Origin of the sequence: uncultured Pseudophaeobacter sp., assembly GCA_905479575.1 — a bacterium.
In the GTDB taxonomy this organism is placed as follows: Bacteria; Pseudomonadota; Alphaproteobacteria; order Rhodobacterales; family Rhodobacteraceae; genus Pseudophaeobacter.
Window position 1 is genome coordinate 23,614 of record CAJQNB010000034.1, and the last position, 15,928, is coordinate 39,541.

Sequence of the window (15,928 nt, forward strand, 5' to 3'; positions counted from 1 at the left end):
GCTTATGCTCTGCTACCACAGGTGGGCGCGAAAGCAAGACCATGGCTGCGTTCCGTACCGCCCTGACGCGGGTTGAAGCGCAACAATCGCCCCGGAAACTGGGTTGTCGCTTGCGGACCAGGGTCACGCGCCCTCCCCATGGCGCTGTTTCACAGTGCAGGGCGCAATCGGCGGCCTGTCCGGCGCGCCAAATCCTCACCTCTGACAGGTCCGGTGTTTGCCCCACATAAAAAGCCCGCTCCCGATAGGAGTCGGCTTGGTCGCCGGTGCTGTTTCAGACCTGATCTGCGTGGATTCAAATCAAGCAGGTCTAGTTCAGCAATTTGACCGCTGTGCCAGTAGACACCCGGCAAGCCCAGCTAAAGGGACAGACCTGGATATTGCCAAACCGCGCATTGATCACCGCATCCGCCTTCAGTTTACACCTTTGATGTTCATGAGATTTTACCTGCTTCCCTACTGTTCAGCGGCAAACCTATAACAACAATCGACACAAGCAGCCTGAAATTGAAATGAGCCGATCAAAAACCACCGCTCCAGCTGCACTCATCGCGCCGGTTTTTCGGGTTCAGCCATAGAAAAAGGCCGCCCCAAAGGAGCGGCCTTTCAAATCTGTAAAGCTATAAAAGCCTTAAGCTGCCAGTTCAGATTGCCAGCTTACGCTGCCAGTGCGGACTGGGCCTGGCGCACGATGGCACCAAAGGCTTCGGGCTCGTGCACGGCCAGGTCGGCCAGAACTTTACGGTCAACTTCGATGCCGGCCAGGGTCAGACCGTTGATGAAGCGGCTGTATGTCAGCGCTTCGTCGTGGCTGCGGACGGCGGCGTTGATACGCTGGATCCACAGAGCGCGGAAATTACGCTTGCGCGCCTTCCGGTCACGTGTTGCGTATTGATTTGCCTTGTCGACGGCCTGACGGGCGACTTTGAAGGTGCTCTTGCGGCGGCCATAATAACCTTTGGCTGCCTTGATGACCTTCTTGTGACGGGCGTGGGTTACGGTACCACCTTTAACGCGGGACATATCTCAAACTCCTCTTAGCGATCGTAGGGCATATAGCCCTTGACGATTTTGGCGTCGGGAGCGGAGAGCTCCGAGGTGCCGCGTGCGTTACGGATGAATTTCTTGGTGCGTTTGATCATGCCGTGCTGTTTGCCGGCCTGAGCAGCCAGGACCTTACCGGTCGCTGTCACCTTGAAGCGCTTTTTGGCGCTCGATTTGGTCTTCATTTTGGGCATTTCCGTCTCCTTCAATGCGGGTTCGGTCTATGCGCGACTCGGCATGCCACTTCCGGCCGGCCACGCGAACAGGAGGGCCATGTACGAAAGCTGCTGCCAAAGGGCAAGCGAATTATCAGAATAAACGTCCCAAAACCGAGAAAAACACATCCGGGATCTGTTCCAGGCGGTAGCCACCGGGATGAGACAGCATCGCATAGGCGATCAGCCCCGCCCCCGCGAGCAGAAACAGACTGGGCACACGCGGCGGCTGGGTCTCGCTCACGGCTGACAGGATGGAGGGGATGGATAGCCCACCAAGGGCTATCCCCAGGATCAGTGCAAGATCAGTATCCATTTCACCCTCTTTAACAGCAGACTTATAACAACTGCTGAAAGGCTACTCTGGGTCTGTGCTGTAAATCAAACGCTCATCACAGGGTGCGACCCGCAGGATATTGGTGGTGCCGGGCACATTAAAGGGCACCCCAGCAGTGACCACGATCTGATCGGTTTCATTGGCAAAGCCACCAGCGCGGGCGGCACGGGCGGCGCCAACAACAGCGCCTTTGAAACGCCCCTGTTCAGAGGTCAGCACGCAGTAGCAGCCCCAGCTCAGCGCCAGCCGCCGGGCGGTGCGTGGCAGGGGCGTTAGCGCGATAATCGGCACGCCTGGGCGTTCGCGCGCCGTCAGCAGGGCGGTGGTGCCGCTTTGGGTAAAGCAGCAGATGGCCTTGATTTCGGTCTTTTCAGCAATCTCGCGGGCGGCAGCCACAATGGCATCCGCCACGGTGTCGCCCTTGGCAGAGCGTGAGGCGGCGATGATCTGGGCATAGGTGGGGTCTGCTTCGACCTCAACCGCGACCCGGTCCATGGTCTGCACCGCCTCGATGGGATAGCTGCCAGCCGCGGATTCCGCGCTCAGCATGATGGCATCTGTGCCTTCATAGATCGCCGTGGCGACATCCGAAACCTCTGCGCGGGTTGGCATTGGGCTGTCGATCATGCTTTCCAGCATCTGGGTCGCGACAATCACCGGCTTGGCCGCAGCACGGCATTTGCGCACCAGACGTTTCTGGATCGGCGGCACCGCCGCCACGGGCAGCTCAACCCCCAGATCCCCGCGCGCCACCATGATGCCATCGGACGCATCGAGAATTTCACTAAACCGGTCCACCGCAGAAGGTTTCTCGATCTTGGAGAGCACCGCCGCGCGGCCATCCGCCAGCCCCTTGGCCTCGAACACATCCTTGGCCCGCTGCACAAAGGACAGCGCCAGCCAATCCACCCCCAGACCACAGGCAAATTCCAGATCCGCCCGGTCTTTCTCCGACAGCGCTGCCACGGGCAGGACGACATCGGGCACGTTGACGCCCTTGCGGTTGGAGATGATGCCGCCAATCACCACTTCGCAATCGGCAAAATCAGCCCCACAGCTCACAACCTTGAGACGGATCTTGCCGTCATTGACCAAAAGATGCGCACCGGGTTCCAAAGCGGCAAAAATCTCTGGATGCGGCAGGCACACCCGCGACAGATCGCCTTCGGTGGTGTCCAGATCCATCCGGAACCCCGCGCCGGGCACCAGGTTTTCTTCACCCTTGGCAAAGACACCAACCCGCAGTTTTGGCCCCTGAAGATCCGCCAGAATTCCGATAGAGCGGTCCAGGTCCTGTTCAACCTGGCGAATGATGGCATGTTTTTCCGCGATCTCGGCCTGGGTGCCGTGGGACATGTTCAGACGGAACACATCTGCTCCGGCCTCAAACAGCGCCCGGATGGTATCATAGGTTTCCGACGCGGGCCCGAGGGTGGCAACAATCTTTACATTGCGCGAGCGTTTCATCAGGTTTCTCCTTCAGGGCATATCATGGGCCACCGTGCGGCCATGTGACTATAGAGCAAATGTTACCGCAAACGATCTTTGGGGAGCTTATCACCCAATTCCCATTCTGCTGCAACTGCAGTAAAGCTATTCCCAACAACAGGCGACAAATCCATGACATACAGCCCATTTATTACCGAAGGGGTAAACCGCCCCGGCCGCTGGCTGATCACCTGCGATCATGCCAGCAATGTGGTGCCGCCCTTTGTTGGCAACGGTGACCTCGGGCTGCCCGCGGCCGATATGCAACGTCACATCGCCTATGACCCCGGCGCGCTGGCGCTGTGTAAACTGCTGGGGGAACGCCTGAACGCCCCGGTTGTGGCCTCGAACTTTTCCCGGCTGGTGATCGACCCCAATCGGGGCGAAGATGATCCCACCCTGGTGATGCAGCTGTATGACGGGACAATCATCCCCGCCAATCGCCACGTCGATGCCGCCGAACGCGAGAGGCGCCTTGCGCGCTGCTATCGCCCCTATCATGGGGCTTTGGCCGAATTGGCCGCGCGCCGCCCTGATACCGTGCTCGTCTCGGTGCATTCCTTTACGCCGCAGCTGCGGGGGCGCGCACCGCGCCCCTGGGAGGTCGGCATCCTGCAGCCAGAGGCTGAGCGGTTCTCGCCCCATCTGATCGCAACCCTGCAGGCCCCGGGGGATCTCTGCGTCGGGATCAACGAGCCCTATACTGGCTACCTGCCCGGTGATACAATTGACACCCATGGCACCAAGATGGGCCGCCCCAATACCTTGATTGAGCTGCGCAACGATCTGATTGCCGATGACGCCGGACAACAGCTCTGGGCCGATCGGCTGGCCACATCCCTGTCGCAGGCCCTGATCGCTTCGGGGCTGTAGGGCGCTTTCACCGCATTGTGTGGCGACGTTGTGCCCTTTGGGCGGGGTTGCTAGAACATCACAGAACGCCAGCACAAATCAGGAGCCCCCAATGGATAAGCAGATCGACCCACAGATCGACCCACAGACCGAGATCGAACTCCAGGCCGCCGCCTTTCGCCGCCTGCAAAAGCACCTGATGGAAGACCGTACCGATGTTCAGAACATCGACATGATGAACCTGACAGGGTTTTGTCGCAATTGCCTCAGCCGCTGGTATCAGGAAGCCGCCAATGAGCGCGGCATCGAAATGGACAAAGCACAAGCCCGCGAGATCTACTACGGCATGACCATGGATGAGTGGAAAACCAACTACCAGACCGAAGCCAGCCCGGAAAAACAGGCCGAATTTCAAACCGCCTTCAAAGAAAACGTGACTGATAAGAGCTAGGGGAAGCCCCCCTCCCTCTCTGCACCAATAGACTGGCGCGGTCGCACACAGGTGCTGTGCGGCCAGAGAGATGTAAACGGGCTGCGGCGGGGCCTAGGGTATCGGCACATATCGCTCGCCCCGGAGAATAACTATGGTCCAGTCTGCCGCCAGAATGCCCGCCTATTTCATCTCTCACGGTGGGGGCCCCTGGCCCTGGCTGCCCGATTGGCGGGCCGAGTTTGCGCCTTTGGAAGCCTCCCTCGCGCAAATGCCTGCCCAGTTGCCGCAGCGCCCCAAGGCGGTTCTGATGATCTCTGGCCATTGGGAAAGTGATTGTTTTGCAGTCATGTCGGCAGCCAAGCCGCCGATGGTTTATGACTATTCCGGCTTCCCGGCTGAAACCTATGACATCACATACCCTGCCTCCGGCGCCCCAGATCTCGCCAGGCGCGTCGCAGATCTGATCGAACAGGCGGGGCTGCCCAGCAGATTGGACCCAGAGATGGGGTTTGACCATGGCTGTTTTGTGCCCATGGCCGTCATGTACCCAGAGGCCGACATCCCCCTGTTTCAGGTCTCCCTGCGCCATGGCTATGACCCGGACCAGCATTTCAGGTTGGGCCGCGCCCTGGCGCCGCTGCGCGACGCAGGTGTTCTGATCGTGGGTTCCGGGCTCAGCTACCACAACCTCGGCCTTTTTGGTCCTGCAGCCAAACAGCCGTCGCAACAGTTCGATGCCTGGCTCGACGCGTCTTTGGCCCTGCCGCAACCAGCGCGCACAGCGGCGTTGCTGAACTGGGAACAAGCGCCCGCCGCCCGCACCTGTCATGCAAAGGAAGATCACTTTGCGCCAATCTTTGCCGCACTGGGTGCCGCCGAAGATGAGACCGCGACGCGGATCTACCACCAAACTGGTATTTTTGGCGGCGTGACGGCCTCTGGCTATCGCTTTGGTTAGGGGCGCGCGGCGCAGCCCCCGGTGAAAATCGCCCCAGTGACTCTGGTCATATCTTATGGTCGAATAAATGTGACCCTGCATGACGCGGCCGCAGCCCTGCCAGCAACTGACACGGCATAGGGCCCGCCCTGAGCTCCAGAAGACCAAGAAACGGACCCATCCCAGATGACCCGCAATGACGCCCTGACCCAAGCAACCGAGTATTTTGAAAGCGGGCGCCTTCAGTCCGACCTGGCTGCACTGGTGGCCTATCGCAGTGAAAGCCAGAACCCCGATCAGGCTCCGGTGCTGCAGCAGTATCTGCAAGAGGCCATGCAACCCCGGCTCGAGGCGATGGGCTTTGCCTGTTCGATCCACGAAAACCCACATTCACAGATGCACGCAGGCCCCTTTTTGCTGGGCACACGGATCGAAGATCCGGCCCTGCCAACGGTGCTGACCTATGGCCATGGCGATGTGATCTGGGGGCAGGACAGCGAATGGCGTGACGGGCTCACTCCGTTTGAGCTGATTGAAGTGGAGGACCGTCTGTATGGCCGCGGCGCGGCGGACAACAAGGTGCAGCATTTGATCAATATCGCGGCGCTTGAATCTGTGCTGGCCGTGCGCGGCACGCTTGGCTTCAACGTCAAAATCGTTCTGGAAATGGGCGAAGAAATTGGCTCACCCGGCCTGGCAGACATGATGGACAGGCACCGCGACACCCTGGCGGCGGATGTTTTGATCGCCTCTGACGGACCACGGCTCAGCGCCGAAACTCCCACGATGTTCATGGGGTCACGTGGTGGGCTGGGCTTTGATCTGGTGGTGGATCTGCGCAAAAGCGCGCATCACTCGGGCAATTGGGGTGGGCTGCTGGCCGACCCCGCGATCATTCTGGCCCAGGCCTTGGCCAGTATCACAGATGCACGCGGCCAGCTGCAAATTCCCGAATGGCGCCCCACCAGCCTGACCCCAAAAATACGCGCGGCGTTGCGGGATTTGCCCGTGGGCACCGACGGAGGATCCACAGTCGACAGCGATTGGGGCGAAAAAAGCCTCACCCCTGCAGAACGCGCCTATGGCTGGAACAGTTTTACGATCCTGGCAATGAAAGCGGGGCTCCCCGAAGCCCCGGTCAACGCCATCGCCCCAATGGCCTGGGCCCGGTGCCAGTTGCGCTATGTGGTTGGCACCGACATTGAACAGACGTTGCCGGCCCTGCGCCGCCACCTGGACGCAAAAGGCTTCGACAAGGTCCAGATCAAACCTTTGGACGAAGCTGTGTTCGCCGCCACCCGACTAGATCCCGACCATCCTTGGGTGACCTATGTGCAGGCCTCTCTGCAGCAGACAACGGGCAAGCCCCCCCATGTTCTGCCCAACCTGGCCGGATCCCTGCCCAATGACTGCTTTGCCGAGGTGCTGGGCCTGCCGACCATCTGGATCCCGCACAGCTATCTGGGGTGCAATCAACACGCCCCGGATGAGCACGTCCTGAAATCGGTGTGCCGAGAAGCCATGCAGGTTATGGCAGGCCTGTTCTGGGATATCGGGATCCACGCCCCTGGGGGCGCAACGACTTAGCAGGTGATGCAGGCCCCTATACCCAGGCTGCGCAGCTGGGAGCGCAGACCTGCGCACCCAGGGATCCTGACAGCCCTAGAATTTTGAAAGCGCCGAAACAACCCGGTGGTCAGCTGACAAAGCCTCCCCTCCGTTTTACCGCGTAAAGCCTAAGCATCAGGAGCTTGGCGGCTGTTTCAAGCCTGTTGTCACCGCCTTGAAAACCGCCGCCAGCAAGTCACGGCGCTGGACCGGTTTCATCAGGCGTATGTCCTCGGAGCGCAGACCATTGCCATGAATCGTTGACTCACTGGCATACCCAGACATGAAGACAACAGGGAGCTCTGGCGCGAGCTCTCTCAGACGTCGGCTCAGTGTCGTCCCCTGCAGCTTGCCAGGCATCACGATATCCGTCAGCAGCATGTCAAATCCGTCTGGGTCACGTGTAAAGATCTCCAAGGCCTGATCCCCTGATGCGGCCTCAACAACCTCGTAGCCCGCCTTTTCAAGAACGGTTACCAAGATCGCCAGCACTTCAGCCTCATCTTCAACCGCAAGAATTCGGCCACTTTGGGTATGATCCGCTTCGCTGCGCTCAATTGGGGGCGCGACAATGGCGTCAGGCTCATCTGCACTTACCGGGAAATACAGCTTGAAAGTTGTTCCGACATCGGGCTCGGAATACACTTGGACTGTGCCCCCTGATTGCTGCATGAAGCCTTCGACCATCGACAGCCCAAGCCCAGATCCAGCCCCCGGCGCCTTGGTTGAATAGAAGGGATCAAAAACATGCTGAACTGTGTCTTCTGACATGCCATGCCCGGTATCCGACACCGCCAACATGACATAGCGACCCGGCTCCAATTCCGCCAAGCGGCTGTCTACATAGGTTTGGTCAATGCGCATATTGGCTGTTTCGATCGTCAAACTACCCCCTTCGGGCATCGCATCCCGGGCATTCACAATCAAATTCAACAAGGCGCTTTCCGTTGAGCTTGGATCCGCTGTGATCTTCCACAATCCAGCCAAAAGCGTGGTTTCGACTGAAATGCGTGCTGACAAGGTGCGCCCGATCCAATTGCGCGCGTCACTCACCAAACGGTTGAGATCAATGATTTCGGGTTCCAGTCTGGCCTTGCGGGCAAAGGCCAGCATATTGCCGGTCAGATCCGCCCCGCGTTTTGTAGCGTTGATACTGCCGGTGATCAGCTGCCGGTGCTCTTCTTGTTCAATGTCATCCAGCAACAGTTCAAGATTGCCCATGATCACCGCAAGCAAGTTGTTAAAGTCATGGGCCACCCCACCGGTCATTTGACCAATGGCCTCGTTCTTTTGCGCACGGCTAGAGACCTCGCGTTCGTGTTCAAACCGGTGCTGCGCCTCGATCTCTCGTGTCACATCCAAGAAGAACGCTTCGACGACTTTTGCGCCATCGCTTTTACTGCGGGGTTGACTGCCAAAGAAATCCAGCCAGCGGGTCACTCCGCTTCGAGAGGTGATCTTGTACCGATGCTGGAATTGCGCACCTGTCTCGAGCGCCTGACGTCTGAGCTCTCTAAATTGTGCCAGGTCGTCGGGATCATGGGCACGGCTCAAAATGCCAGGGTCCGCCAGGATTTCCTCGGCGCTGGCCTCCCAGATCGCCTCGCACTTCGGGCTGACATAGGTGATCTTCGCCTGCCCCTCTGCGGAATACTCACTTTGGATAACGGCACCGGGCAAATTACGAATGATCAGGTCCAGCCGCTCTTCGGCAGCCCGTTGCATCATTTCAGCTTCGTGTCGGTCTGAAATATTTCGAACGACAAAAATCGTCTCCTTCCTATCGGAAACCGGGCAGACCCGAGCCTCGAAATGTTGGGTCTTTCCAGCGACGCCCAAAGTGTACTCCCAGGCCGGAACCCCGCCGGTTTCAACAACCTTCAGACGGATTTCTTCAAATTTCGCCCCAAGATCCGCGGGCAGAATATCAATGAACTTACTGCCCAGAAACGTTTCAGGCGACAAATAGAGATCGGCCTCGTTATAGGCCCGGTAGTCGAGTATTTCCCCTTCGGGCCCAACGCGGAAATATGTATCAGGCAAGGCCTCCAGCAGCGCGGACATCGTTTCAACCCGGTGCTGCCTATCGGCTTCTGCCTCTTGGCGTTCGTTTGAAATGCCCCGGATACTTTGGGTCAGGGCATCTATTTCAGTCACCGACGACGCGCTGAGCGGCGGCGCGGCAGAGTCAGATCCACCCTGGCGATCCACCAGGCGAACTACCTCTCGATGGAGGGCATTAAAGGGTTTGTAGACAGTGCGCTCCATCACCCTGGCGGCAAGCCTCCAAAGCAAGACGACCACGGCAGTTATCAGGGCCAAATGGAGCAAAATGCGGTTGCGGGCCCCCTGCAACGCCTCATCACCTGCAAGCCCCAAGCTGAGAAACAGCTTTTGATCGCCCCCTCCATCGTAGAAAACGCGATGAGAATAGACACGACGAACGCCGTCCCCGGCATCAAAGGTTTCAGCCGTTTCGGTCCTTTGCCAGTCTTTGCCCCCGCCAAAGTTTTTGGCGGCTCGGCCGTGCAGGTCCTCCTGTTTGGGAAAGGTGGCAACCATTTGATTATGAGAATCAATAATGTAGGCCACGGAATTTTCTGGCAAACTCTCCTCTGCCAGCCTGTCGCTCCACCAGTCCAAAGCCACAAAGGCAATGAGCACCCCGGCAATGTCACCCGTGTCTTTTGTTCGAACCGGGTAGGAAAAGCCAATGCTCGCCTGTTGCAGACCCCTATCAAACATATATGTCCCGGCGTTAAAGCCTCCCTCTTGCATTGTGTTTTGGAAATAGCCCTGATCGCCGAGATCAACAGGCTCGGCACCTGCTGCCCCGGCACAGACCATTTCACCCGATGCATCTGACACCCCAAGGTTCAGGTAATTCGGAACAAGAGGCAGCACCCCTGCTAAAAACGCCCCGCATTCTGGCGATCCGGGATCTTGCAGCGCAGGCGCCTGTGCAAGCTCAATCAAAAACGCACGGGTTTCATCTATTCGCCGCGCCTGCGCCCGCTCTATCCGCGCGGTGATCGCATCTGTTTTTGCAGCTCGTTCTTCCAGGAGCCTAGCGCGTTCCATAACCCCCATTTGGATCATGATGGCAATCGCCGGCACGGCAATGATCAACAAGAGAATTTCCAACCGAAACCGAAGGGACTTAACGATTTCAGAGCCTTTCACAGCTGCTTTGATTGGCACATCTTCTAGTGGCTGATCATTCATTTACTTTCTCAACATGGCGGGAAGCGCAGGATATTTTATGAAATCCGCACAGCTGCTAAATACCTTTCAGCAGCGGTTCACCCTCGACATGAAACTTTTATCTTTGCCAGACGGGGCTTTAGACAAAAACAGGGGGTGAGGCAGGCTTTCTAAAAACAGTAAGCCGCCAGCGGACAATGATGCAAGGACAATCCGTGCCCCCAAAAGCTGGCGCATCCGCCGAATGTGATCTGCCCCAGCCCACAAACACCAATGCACCAGCAGGGCAAAAACAAGGCCCCCGCCAAGCGTTGGCAGGGGCCTGTTCAAAAATACAAAATTCACTGCCCGTCGGCGCGGGATCTCTAAAGGAGCGTCAGCTCTTCAGATTTAGATCGCCGCCTTCAGGCTTTCATCCAGGTAGATCTCCCGCAGACGCTTGGCAATCGGCCCGGGCGTGCCATCCCCCAGCGCCACACCGTCGATTTCAACCACTGGCATCACAAAGGCGCTGGCAGAGGTGGTGAAAGCCTCATCCGCCTCTTTCGCCTCGTCAATGGTGAACAGACGCTCTTCCACTTCCATCTGCGCCTCAGCCGCCATGCGCAGAACCGCCTTGCGGGTGATGCCATGCAGGATATCGGTGCTCAGCGGGCGGGTCACGATTTTGCCATTCTTGACAAAGTAGGCGTTGTTCGAGGTGCCTTCGGTGACATAGCCGTCCTCGACCAGCCAGGCGTCATCCGCGCCGGCTTTCTTGGCCATCATCTTGCCCATCGATGGGTACAGCAGCTGCACGGTCTTGATGTCGCGACGGCCCCAGCGGATGTCCTCAATCGAAATGATCTTGGCGCCTTTCTTGGCAGCCGGGTTGTCCGCCAGACCGGGCTTGTTCTGGGTGAACAAAACGATGGTTGGTTTTGTCGTCTCGGGGTCGGGAAAAACAAAATCGCGGTCGCCATCAGATCCACGGGTGATCTGCAGATAGACCATCCCCTCAACGATGCCGTTGCGGGCAACCAGCTCCCGGTGAATCTCCAGCAGCTCATCCTTGGTACAGGCCGCAGCCATGTCCAGCTCGTTGAGCGACCGCTCCAGCCGCGCAGCGTGGCCTTCAAAATCGATCAGCTTGCCATCCAGAACGGATGTCACCTCATAGACGCCATCGGCCATCAGAAATCCGCGGTCAAAGATCGAAACGGTTGCTTCGGTCTCGGGCAGGTATTCGCCATTCACATAAACAGTACGGGTCATCGTGGTCTCCTCAACCCCAGAGCGCGGCCTTCGGCGGATGCACCCCGGCGGCGTCAAATTTCAATGGTTCATCGCGGTCTTCGGCCAGCAGAAGCGGCCCGTCAAGGTCTGTTACCAAAACACCCTGCGCCAGCAATGTCGCAGGGGCCATCGCCAGGGACGAGCCAACCATGCAGCCAACCATGACATCATAGCCCAGCGCCAGCGCCTCCTGGCGCAGTTTCAACGCCTCGGTGAGACCACCAGTCTTGTCCAGCTTGATGTTCACCACATCATATTTACCTTTGAGTTTTGGCAGGCTGGCGCGATCATGGCAACTCTCATCCGCGCAAACCGGCACCGGACGCTCCATGCCAATCAGCGCGTCGTCCTCACCGGCAGGCAGCGGCTGCTCCACCAATTCCACGCCCAACCGCACCAGATGTGGCGCCAGCTCGGCGTAGACCTCCGCAGACCAGCCTTCATTGGCATCAATGATGATCTTCGCCTCTGGTGCACCCGCACGCACGGCCTCAAGTCGGGGCATATCATCTGGTGTACCCAGCTTGATCTTCAACAGGGGACGATGGGCATTTTCCGCCGCCTGTTTTTGCATCTCTTCGGGGCTGGCCAGCGACAGGGTATAGGCGGTGATCTCAGGCCCCGGCGCAGGCAGCCCGGCCAGTTCCCAAACCCGCTTACCGGCTTGTTTTGCCTCCAGATCCCACAGCGCGCAATCCACCGCATTGCGAGCCGCCCCGGCAGGCAACAGATCTTGCAATTCTGCACGGGTAAACGCCGCCGGCAGGCCGGCTATCTCAGCGGTGACGCTTTCCAGGGTCTCATTGTAACGCGCATATGGCACACATTCGCCCCAGCCCACAAACCCTGATTTTTCCACCTTTACCGTCAGCACCTTGGCTTCGGTCCGCGATCCCCGCGAGATGGTAAAAACCTGCGCCAGCTTAAATACATCCGCAGTCACTGTGATTTTCATAAAGCAGCCCTTTGTTCATGCCCCCTGAAATCACCAAAGAGCCATGGATAGAGCCGCTGTAGAACGCGGCCCCATCTTTTCATCTTGCCAAAAATACCTCCGCCGGAGGCTCCAGCCCTAAAGGACAAGCACCTCCGGCGGGGATAGTTAGATCAGATCGCAGCCAAAGCGTCTACCAGACGGCCAGCCCCGTGACGGTAGGGGTCAACCGCAGGCAGACCCATACGCGCTTCGGTCTCTGCCAGATATTTTGTCGCTTCATCTTCAGACAGATGTTGCGTGTTCACAGAGATCCCAACGATCTTGCAAGCCGAATTGGCCCGCAGCGCCAGCGGCAGGGCCACATCACGCAGCTCTTCCAGCGAAGGAACCGAATAATCGGGCAGACCGCGCATATGCGACCGGGTCGGCTCGTGACACAGGATCAGCGCATCTGGCTGACCGCCATGAACCAAGGCCATGGTCACACCGGAATAGGACACATGGAACAACGATCCCTGACCCTCGATCAGGTCCCAGTGGTCGTCGTCATTGTCAGGGGTCAGATACTCAACCGAGCCCGCCATAAAATCAGCGATGACCGCATCCAGCGGCACACCGTGACCGGTGATCAGAATACCGGTCTGGCCGGTGGCCCGGAAGGTCGATTTCATCCCACGCTTTTGCATTTCGGCGTCCATCGCCAGGGCGGTGTACATCTTGCCAACCGAACAATCAGTGCCAACCGCCAGGCAGCGCTTGCCGGTGCGGTTCACGCCATTGGCAATCGGATAGCCATCGGTGGGCACCCGCACGTCATGCAAGGTGCCGCCATGGGTCTGCGCCGCTGCCACCAGATCGCCTTCGTCGCGCAACAGGTTATGCAGGCCCGAGGCCAGATCATAGCCCATCTCGAGCGCCTGAATCAGCACTTCTTTCCAGGCGTCGGAAATGACGCCCCCGCGGTTGGCCACGCCAATCACCAGCGTCTTGGCCCCCGCCGCCTTGGCCTCAGCCAGGGTCATTTCGGTCAGGCCAAGATCCGCGCCACAGCCAGGCAAGCGAATTTGGCCCACCGCGTGTTCCGGACGCCAGTCACGGATGCCAATGGCAACCTTGGCTGCCAGCATGTCAGGCGCATCGCCCAGGAACAACAGGTATGGTGTCTCGATCATCTCGGGCCCTCCATCAATTTACGTTTCCTCGCGACTCTAGTTGACTCGGCAAGCGATGCTGTCCCGTTTTTGCTTTTTCACGATCAGGATTTCGAAACATCCACCCCAAAAACTCTAAACCATCGAAGATTCTTCGTCAGGACGCCAACACACCGCCGATCCTTGCGCTGCAACGCCGCAAGTGACGCATATGCCGCGATAGCAATGCTGCAGATGCAAAGTTGCCCTTGCAAGCCTTCGCGCAATTTCTTACCACTTCCAGAGACAAAATCGTAATTTCCTTACTCAAAGGATTGCCGCTATGAGCTTTCGCCTCCAACCCACCGCCCCTGCCCGCCCCAACCGTTGCCAGTTGTTTGGCCCTGGCTCCAATACCAAACTCTTCGCCAAAATGGCCGCCTCAGCTGCCGATGTGATCAACCTTGATCTCGAAGATTCCGTGGCGCCCTCAGACAAAGACATCGCCCGCGCCAATGTCATAGAGGCGCTCAACACCGTGGAGTGGGGCAACAAATACATGTCCGTGCGCATCAACGGGCTGGACACCCCCTATTGGTACCGGGACGTGGTGGATCTGCTGGAACAGGCCGGTGATCGCATTGACCAGATCATGATCCCCAAGGTCGGCTGCGCCGAAGACGTCTATGCGGTTGACGCGCTGGTCACCGCCATCGAGCGCGCCAAGGGCCGCAGCAAACCAATTTCCTTTGAGGTCATCATCGAATCGGCTGCTGGCATCGCCCATGTAGAAGAGATCGCCGCGTCCTCTCCACGACTGCAGGCCATGTCCCTGGGCGCGGCCGATTTTGCCGCCTCCATGGGCATGCAGACCACCGGCATCGGCGGCACTCAGGAAAACTACTACATGCTGCGCGACGGCGAAAAGCATTGGTCCGATCCCTGGCACTGGGCCCAGACCGCCATTGTTGCCGCCTGCCGCACCCACGGTGTGCTGCCGGTCGATGGCCCCTTTGGCGACTTTTCCGATGACGAAGGCTATATCGCCCAGGCCAAACGCTCTGCCACCCTGGGCATGGTGGGCAAATGGGCCATCCACCCGAAACAAATCGGTCTGGCCAACGAGGTCTTCACCCCCTCAGAGGCGGCTGTGGCTGAAGCCCGCGAGATCCTCGCCGCTATGGAACAGGCCAAGGCCAATGGCGAAGGCGCCACCGTCTACAAAGGCCGCCTGGTCGATATCGCCTCGATCAAACAGGCCGAGGTCATCGTCGCCCAGTCCGAACTGATCGCCAGGGGTTAATCCTATCGCAAGGGCTAACCCTATCGACGACGTCTGATATGTGACTAGAGTGAAAGGAGCGCCAATCCGGCGCTCCTTATTCCGTTTGGAGGCGCCCCTTGACCGCACTCACCCTGTTTCACACCGCCGATGTGCACGTAGCGACCTTTGACCGTCTGGCCCCAAAGGCGGACCTGACCCATGTGGTGCGCCCAGACTGGCTGGAGCGTGCCCAGGGCGGCATGGATACAGACCTGAGACAAGAGATCACCCAGGCCATCAAGGCTGTGCCGGGGGCAAGCCTGTGCACCTGCACCACCATCGGCGCGGTGGCCGAAGAGGCAGGCGCCACCCGCATCGACTGGCCAATGATGCAAAAGGCTGCCGAAATCGGCGGCCCGGTGATGCTGGCCTACTGCCTGGAAACCACGCTCGCGCCCTCCACCGCGCTACTGGAGCGTGCGTTCCTGGACCAGGGCATAAGCCCCGAAATCCGCAGCCTCCCGCTGACAGGCCTTTGGCATCACTTCGCGGGTGGAGAAAGCGACAGGTTTCATAGGCAAATCGCCGAATGGATCACAACATCGCTGACCCTTGTATCCGATACCAAATGCGTGGTGCTCGCGCAGGCCTCCATGGCGGGGGCAGCGCAATACATCGACAGTGACGTGCCGGTGCTGGCATCGCCCGAGATCGCAGCACGCGCCCTGCTGGCGAACGCCTAAGCGCGCATGTCCTTGGGCGAGCCCATGACAACATAGGTGGTGATCGCTGTGACATAGGGCGAGGTGCCCAGAATATCCGTGTGAAACCGTTTGTAGCTGGATAGATCAGCGCATTCGACCCGCAACAGATATTCGATGGTGCCGGTGATATTGTGGCATTCCACCACCTCGGGTGCTTCATCCATGGCCCGTTCAAAGGCCTGTTGCGCCTCTTTGGTGTGCTCCCCCAAACCGACGCCGATATAGGTGACAAACCCCACCCCCATGGCGTCGCGATCCAGCACCGCCCGGTAGCCGGTGATCACCCCTGCCTGCTCCAGATCCTGCACCCGGCGCAGACAGGCAGAGGGAGACAGCCCAACCCGATCGGCCAGCTCCAGATTGCTGATCCGACCATCGCGGGACAGCTCCTGCAATATTTGCTGGTTTATGCGATCATTTTTAGCCATTCATTGCAAAAA

General features: G+C 58.8%; 15 protein-coding genes. 6 read left to right on the forward strand and 9 right to left on the reverse strand.

From position 1 onward, the window contains the following. Positions 1 to 657: 657 nt before the first annotated feature. The 4 genes from rplT to pyk all read right to left on the reverse strand — a co-directional run bounded on the left by rplT (position 658) and on the right by pyk (position 3,063). Positions 658 to 1,023 (reverse strand): 50S ribosomal protein L20, encoded by a 366-nt coding sequence (rplT, locus tag QZ268_RS10900; RefSeq protein WP_295452234.1) that lies wholly within the window; start codon positions 1,021 to 1,023, stop codon positions 658 to 660. Positions 1,024 to 1,037: 14 nt separating this feature from the next. Continuing rightward, positions 1,038 to 1,238 (reverse strand): 50S ribosomal protein L35, encoded by a 201-nt coding sequence (gene rpmI / locus QZ268_RS10905; protein ID WP_009809912.1) that lies wholly within the window; start codon positions 1,236 to 1,238, stop codon positions 1,038 to 1,040. Between the two features lie 115 nt (positions 1,239 to 1,353). Further along, positions 1,354 to 1,575, reverse strand: coding sequence for a hypothetical protein (locus tag QZ268_RS10910; RefSeq protein WP_295452238.1), 222 nt, complete (start codon positions 1,573 to 1,575; stop codon positions 1,354 to 1,356). Positions 1,576 to 1,617: 42 nt separating this feature from the next. Next, positions 1,618 to 3,063: a pyruvate kinase gene (pyk, locus tag QZ268_RS10915; protein WP_295452240.1), complete on the reverse strand. Its 1,446-nt coding sequence runs from the start codon at positions 3,061 to 3,063 to the stop codon at positions 1,618 to 1,620. Between the two features lie 153 nt (positions 3,064 to 3,216). Between pyk and QZ268_RS10920 the strand changes: the two genes are divergently transcribed. The 4 genes from QZ268_RS10920 to QZ268_RS10935 all read left to right on the forward strand — a co-directional run bounded on the left by QZ268_RS10920 (position 3,217) and on the right by QZ268_RS10935 (position 6,893). Continuing rightward, positions 3,217 to 3,957, forward strand: a complete 741-nt coding sequence (locus QZ268_RS10920; protein WP_295452242.1) for an N-formylglutamate amidohydrolase — start codon at positions 3,217 to 3,219, stop codon at positions 3,955 to 3,957. 115 nt (positions 3,958 to 4,072) lie between these two features. After that, on the forward strand, positions 4,073 to 4,387 hold the full coding sequence (locus QZ268_RS10925) for a DUF1244 domain-containing protein (RefSeq protein ID WP_295452314.1): 315 nt from the start codon (positions 4,073 to 4,075) through the stop codon (positions 4,385 to 4,387). A 133-nt stretch (positions 4,388 to 4,520) separates the two neighbouring features. Then, entirely contained in the window at positions 4,521 to 5,327 is an 807-nt protein-coding gene (locus QZ268_RS10930; RefSeq protein WP_295452244.1) for a class III extradiol ring-cleavage dioxygenase, read from the forward strand. 165 nt (positions 5,328 to 5,492) lie between these two features. Beyond that, on the forward strand, positions 5,493 to 6,893 hold the full coding sequence (locus QZ268_RS10935) for a M20 family metallopeptidase (RefSeq protein WP_295452247.1): 1,401 nt from the start codon (positions 5,493 to 5,495) through the stop codon (positions 6,891 to 6,893). A gap of 156 nt (positions 6,894 to 7,049) precedes the next feature. On the opposite strand, the gene QZ268_RS10940 is transcribed toward QZ268_RS10935, so the two are convergent. The 4 genes from QZ268_RS10940 to dgcN form a co-directional block, all read right to left on the reverse strand. After that, positions 7,050 to 10,139, reverse strand: coding sequence for an ATP-binding protein (locus QZ268_RS10940; protein WP_295452249.1), 3,090 nt, complete (start codon positions 10,137 to 10,139; stop codon positions 7,050 to 7,052). Between the two features lie 369 nt (positions 10,140 to 10,508). Beyond that, the gene (locus QZ268_RS10945; RefSeq protein WP_295452251.1) at positions 10,509 to 11,372 is read right to left on the reverse strand and encodes a D-amino-acid transaminase; all 864 of its coding nucleotides are present in this window, start codon (positions 11,370 to 11,372) and stop codon (positions 10,509 to 10,511) included. 10 nt (positions 11,373 to 11,382) lie between these two features. Then, entirely contained in the window at positions 11,383 to 12,348 is a 966-nt protein-coding gene (dgcA, locus tag QZ268_RS10950; protein WP_295452254.1) for an N-acetyl-D-Glu racemase DgcA, read from the reverse strand. Positions 12,349 to 12,500: 152 nt separating this feature from the next. Beyond that, a complete protein-coding gene (gene dgcN, locus QZ268_RS10955; protein WP_295452256.1) occupies positions 12,501 to 13,502 on the reverse strand; it encodes an N-acetyltransferase DgcN in 1,002 nt (333 codons plus the stop codon). A 301-nt stretch (positions 13,503 to 13,803) separates the two neighbouring features. Between dgcN and QZ268_RS10960 the strand changes: the two genes are divergently transcribed. After that, positions 13,804 to 14,763, forward strand: coding sequence for an L-malyl-CoA/beta-methylmalyl-CoA lyase (locus tag QZ268_RS10960; RefSeq protein ID WP_295452259.1), 960 nt, complete (start codon positions 13,804 to 13,806; stop codon positions 14,761 to 14,763). A 98-nt stretch (positions 14,764 to 14,861) separates the two neighbouring features. Next, positions 14,862 to 15,467 (forward strand): hypothetical protein, encoded by a 606-nt coding sequence (locus QZ268_RS10965; RefSeq protein ID WP_295452263.1) that lies wholly within the window; start codon positions 14,862 to 14,864, stop codon positions 15,465 to 15,467. On the opposite strand, the gene QZ268_RS10970 is transcribed toward QZ268_RS10965, so the two are convergent. Beyond that, on the reverse strand, positions 15,464 to 15,916 hold the full coding sequence (locus tag QZ268_RS10970; RefSeq protein WP_295452265.1) for an Lrp/AsnC family transcriptional regulator: 453 nt from the start codon (positions 15,914 to 15,916) through the stop codon (positions 15,464 to 15,466). The two genes, QZ268_RS10965 and QZ268_RS10970, sit on opposite strands and share 4 nt — an antisense overlap. Positions 15,917 to 15,928 lie beyond the last annotated feature (12 nt).

Excerpts from the sequence above, each read along its gene's own strand:
- rplT (WP_295452234.1), bottom strand. The coding sequence starts at position 1,023 with ATGTCCCGCGTTAAAGGTGGTACCGTAACCCACGCCCGTCACAAGAAG.
- rpmI (WP_009809912.1), bottom strand. The coding sequence starts at position 1,238 with ATGCCCAAAATGAAGACCAAATCGAGCGCCAAAAAGCGCTTCAAGGTG.
- QZ268_RS10910 (WP_295452238.1), bottom strand. The coding sequence starts at position 1,575 with ATGGATACTGATCTTGCACTGATCCTGGGGATAGCCCTTGGTGGGCTA.
- pyk (WP_295452240.1), bottom strand. The coding sequence starts at position 3,063 with ATGAAACGCTCGCGCAATGTAAAGATTGTTGCCACCCTCGGGCCCGCG.
- QZ268_RS10920 (WP_295452242.1), top strand. The coding sequence starts at position 3,217 with ATGACATACAGCCCATTTATTACCGAAGGGGTAAACCGCCCCGGCCGC.
- QZ268_RS10930 (WP_295452244.1), top strand. The coding sequence starts at position 4,521 with ATGGTCCAGTCTGCCGCCAGAATGCCCGCCTATTTCATCTCTCACGGT.
- QZ268_RS10935 (WP_295452247.1), top strand. The coding sequence starts at position 5,493 with ATGACCCGCAATGACGCCCTGACCCAAGCAACCGAGTATTTTGAAAGC.
- QZ268_RS10940 (WP_295452249.1), bottom strand. The coding sequence starts at position 10,139 with ATGAATGATCAGCCACTAGAAGATGTGCCAATCAAAGCAGCTGTGAAA.
- QZ268_RS10945 (WP_295452251.1), bottom strand. The coding sequence starts at position 11,372 with ATGACCCGTACTGTTTATGTGAATGGCGAATACCTGCCCGAGACCGAA.
- dgcA (WP_295452254.1), bottom strand. The coding sequence starts at position 12,348 with ATGAAAATCACAGTGACTGCGGATGTATTTAAGCTGGCGCAGGTTTTT.
- dgcN (WP_295452256.1), bottom strand. The coding sequence starts at position 13,502 with ATGATCGAGACACCATACCTGTTGTTCCTGGGCGATGCGCCTGACATG.
- QZ268_RS10960 (WP_295452259.1), top strand. The coding sequence starts at position 13,804 with ATGAGCTTTCGCCTCCAACCCACCGCCCCTGCCCGCCCCAACCGTTGC.
- QZ268_RS10970 (WP_295452265.1), bottom strand. The coding sequence starts at position 15,916 with ATGGCTAAAAATGATCGCATAAACCAGCAAATATTGCAGGAGCTGTCC.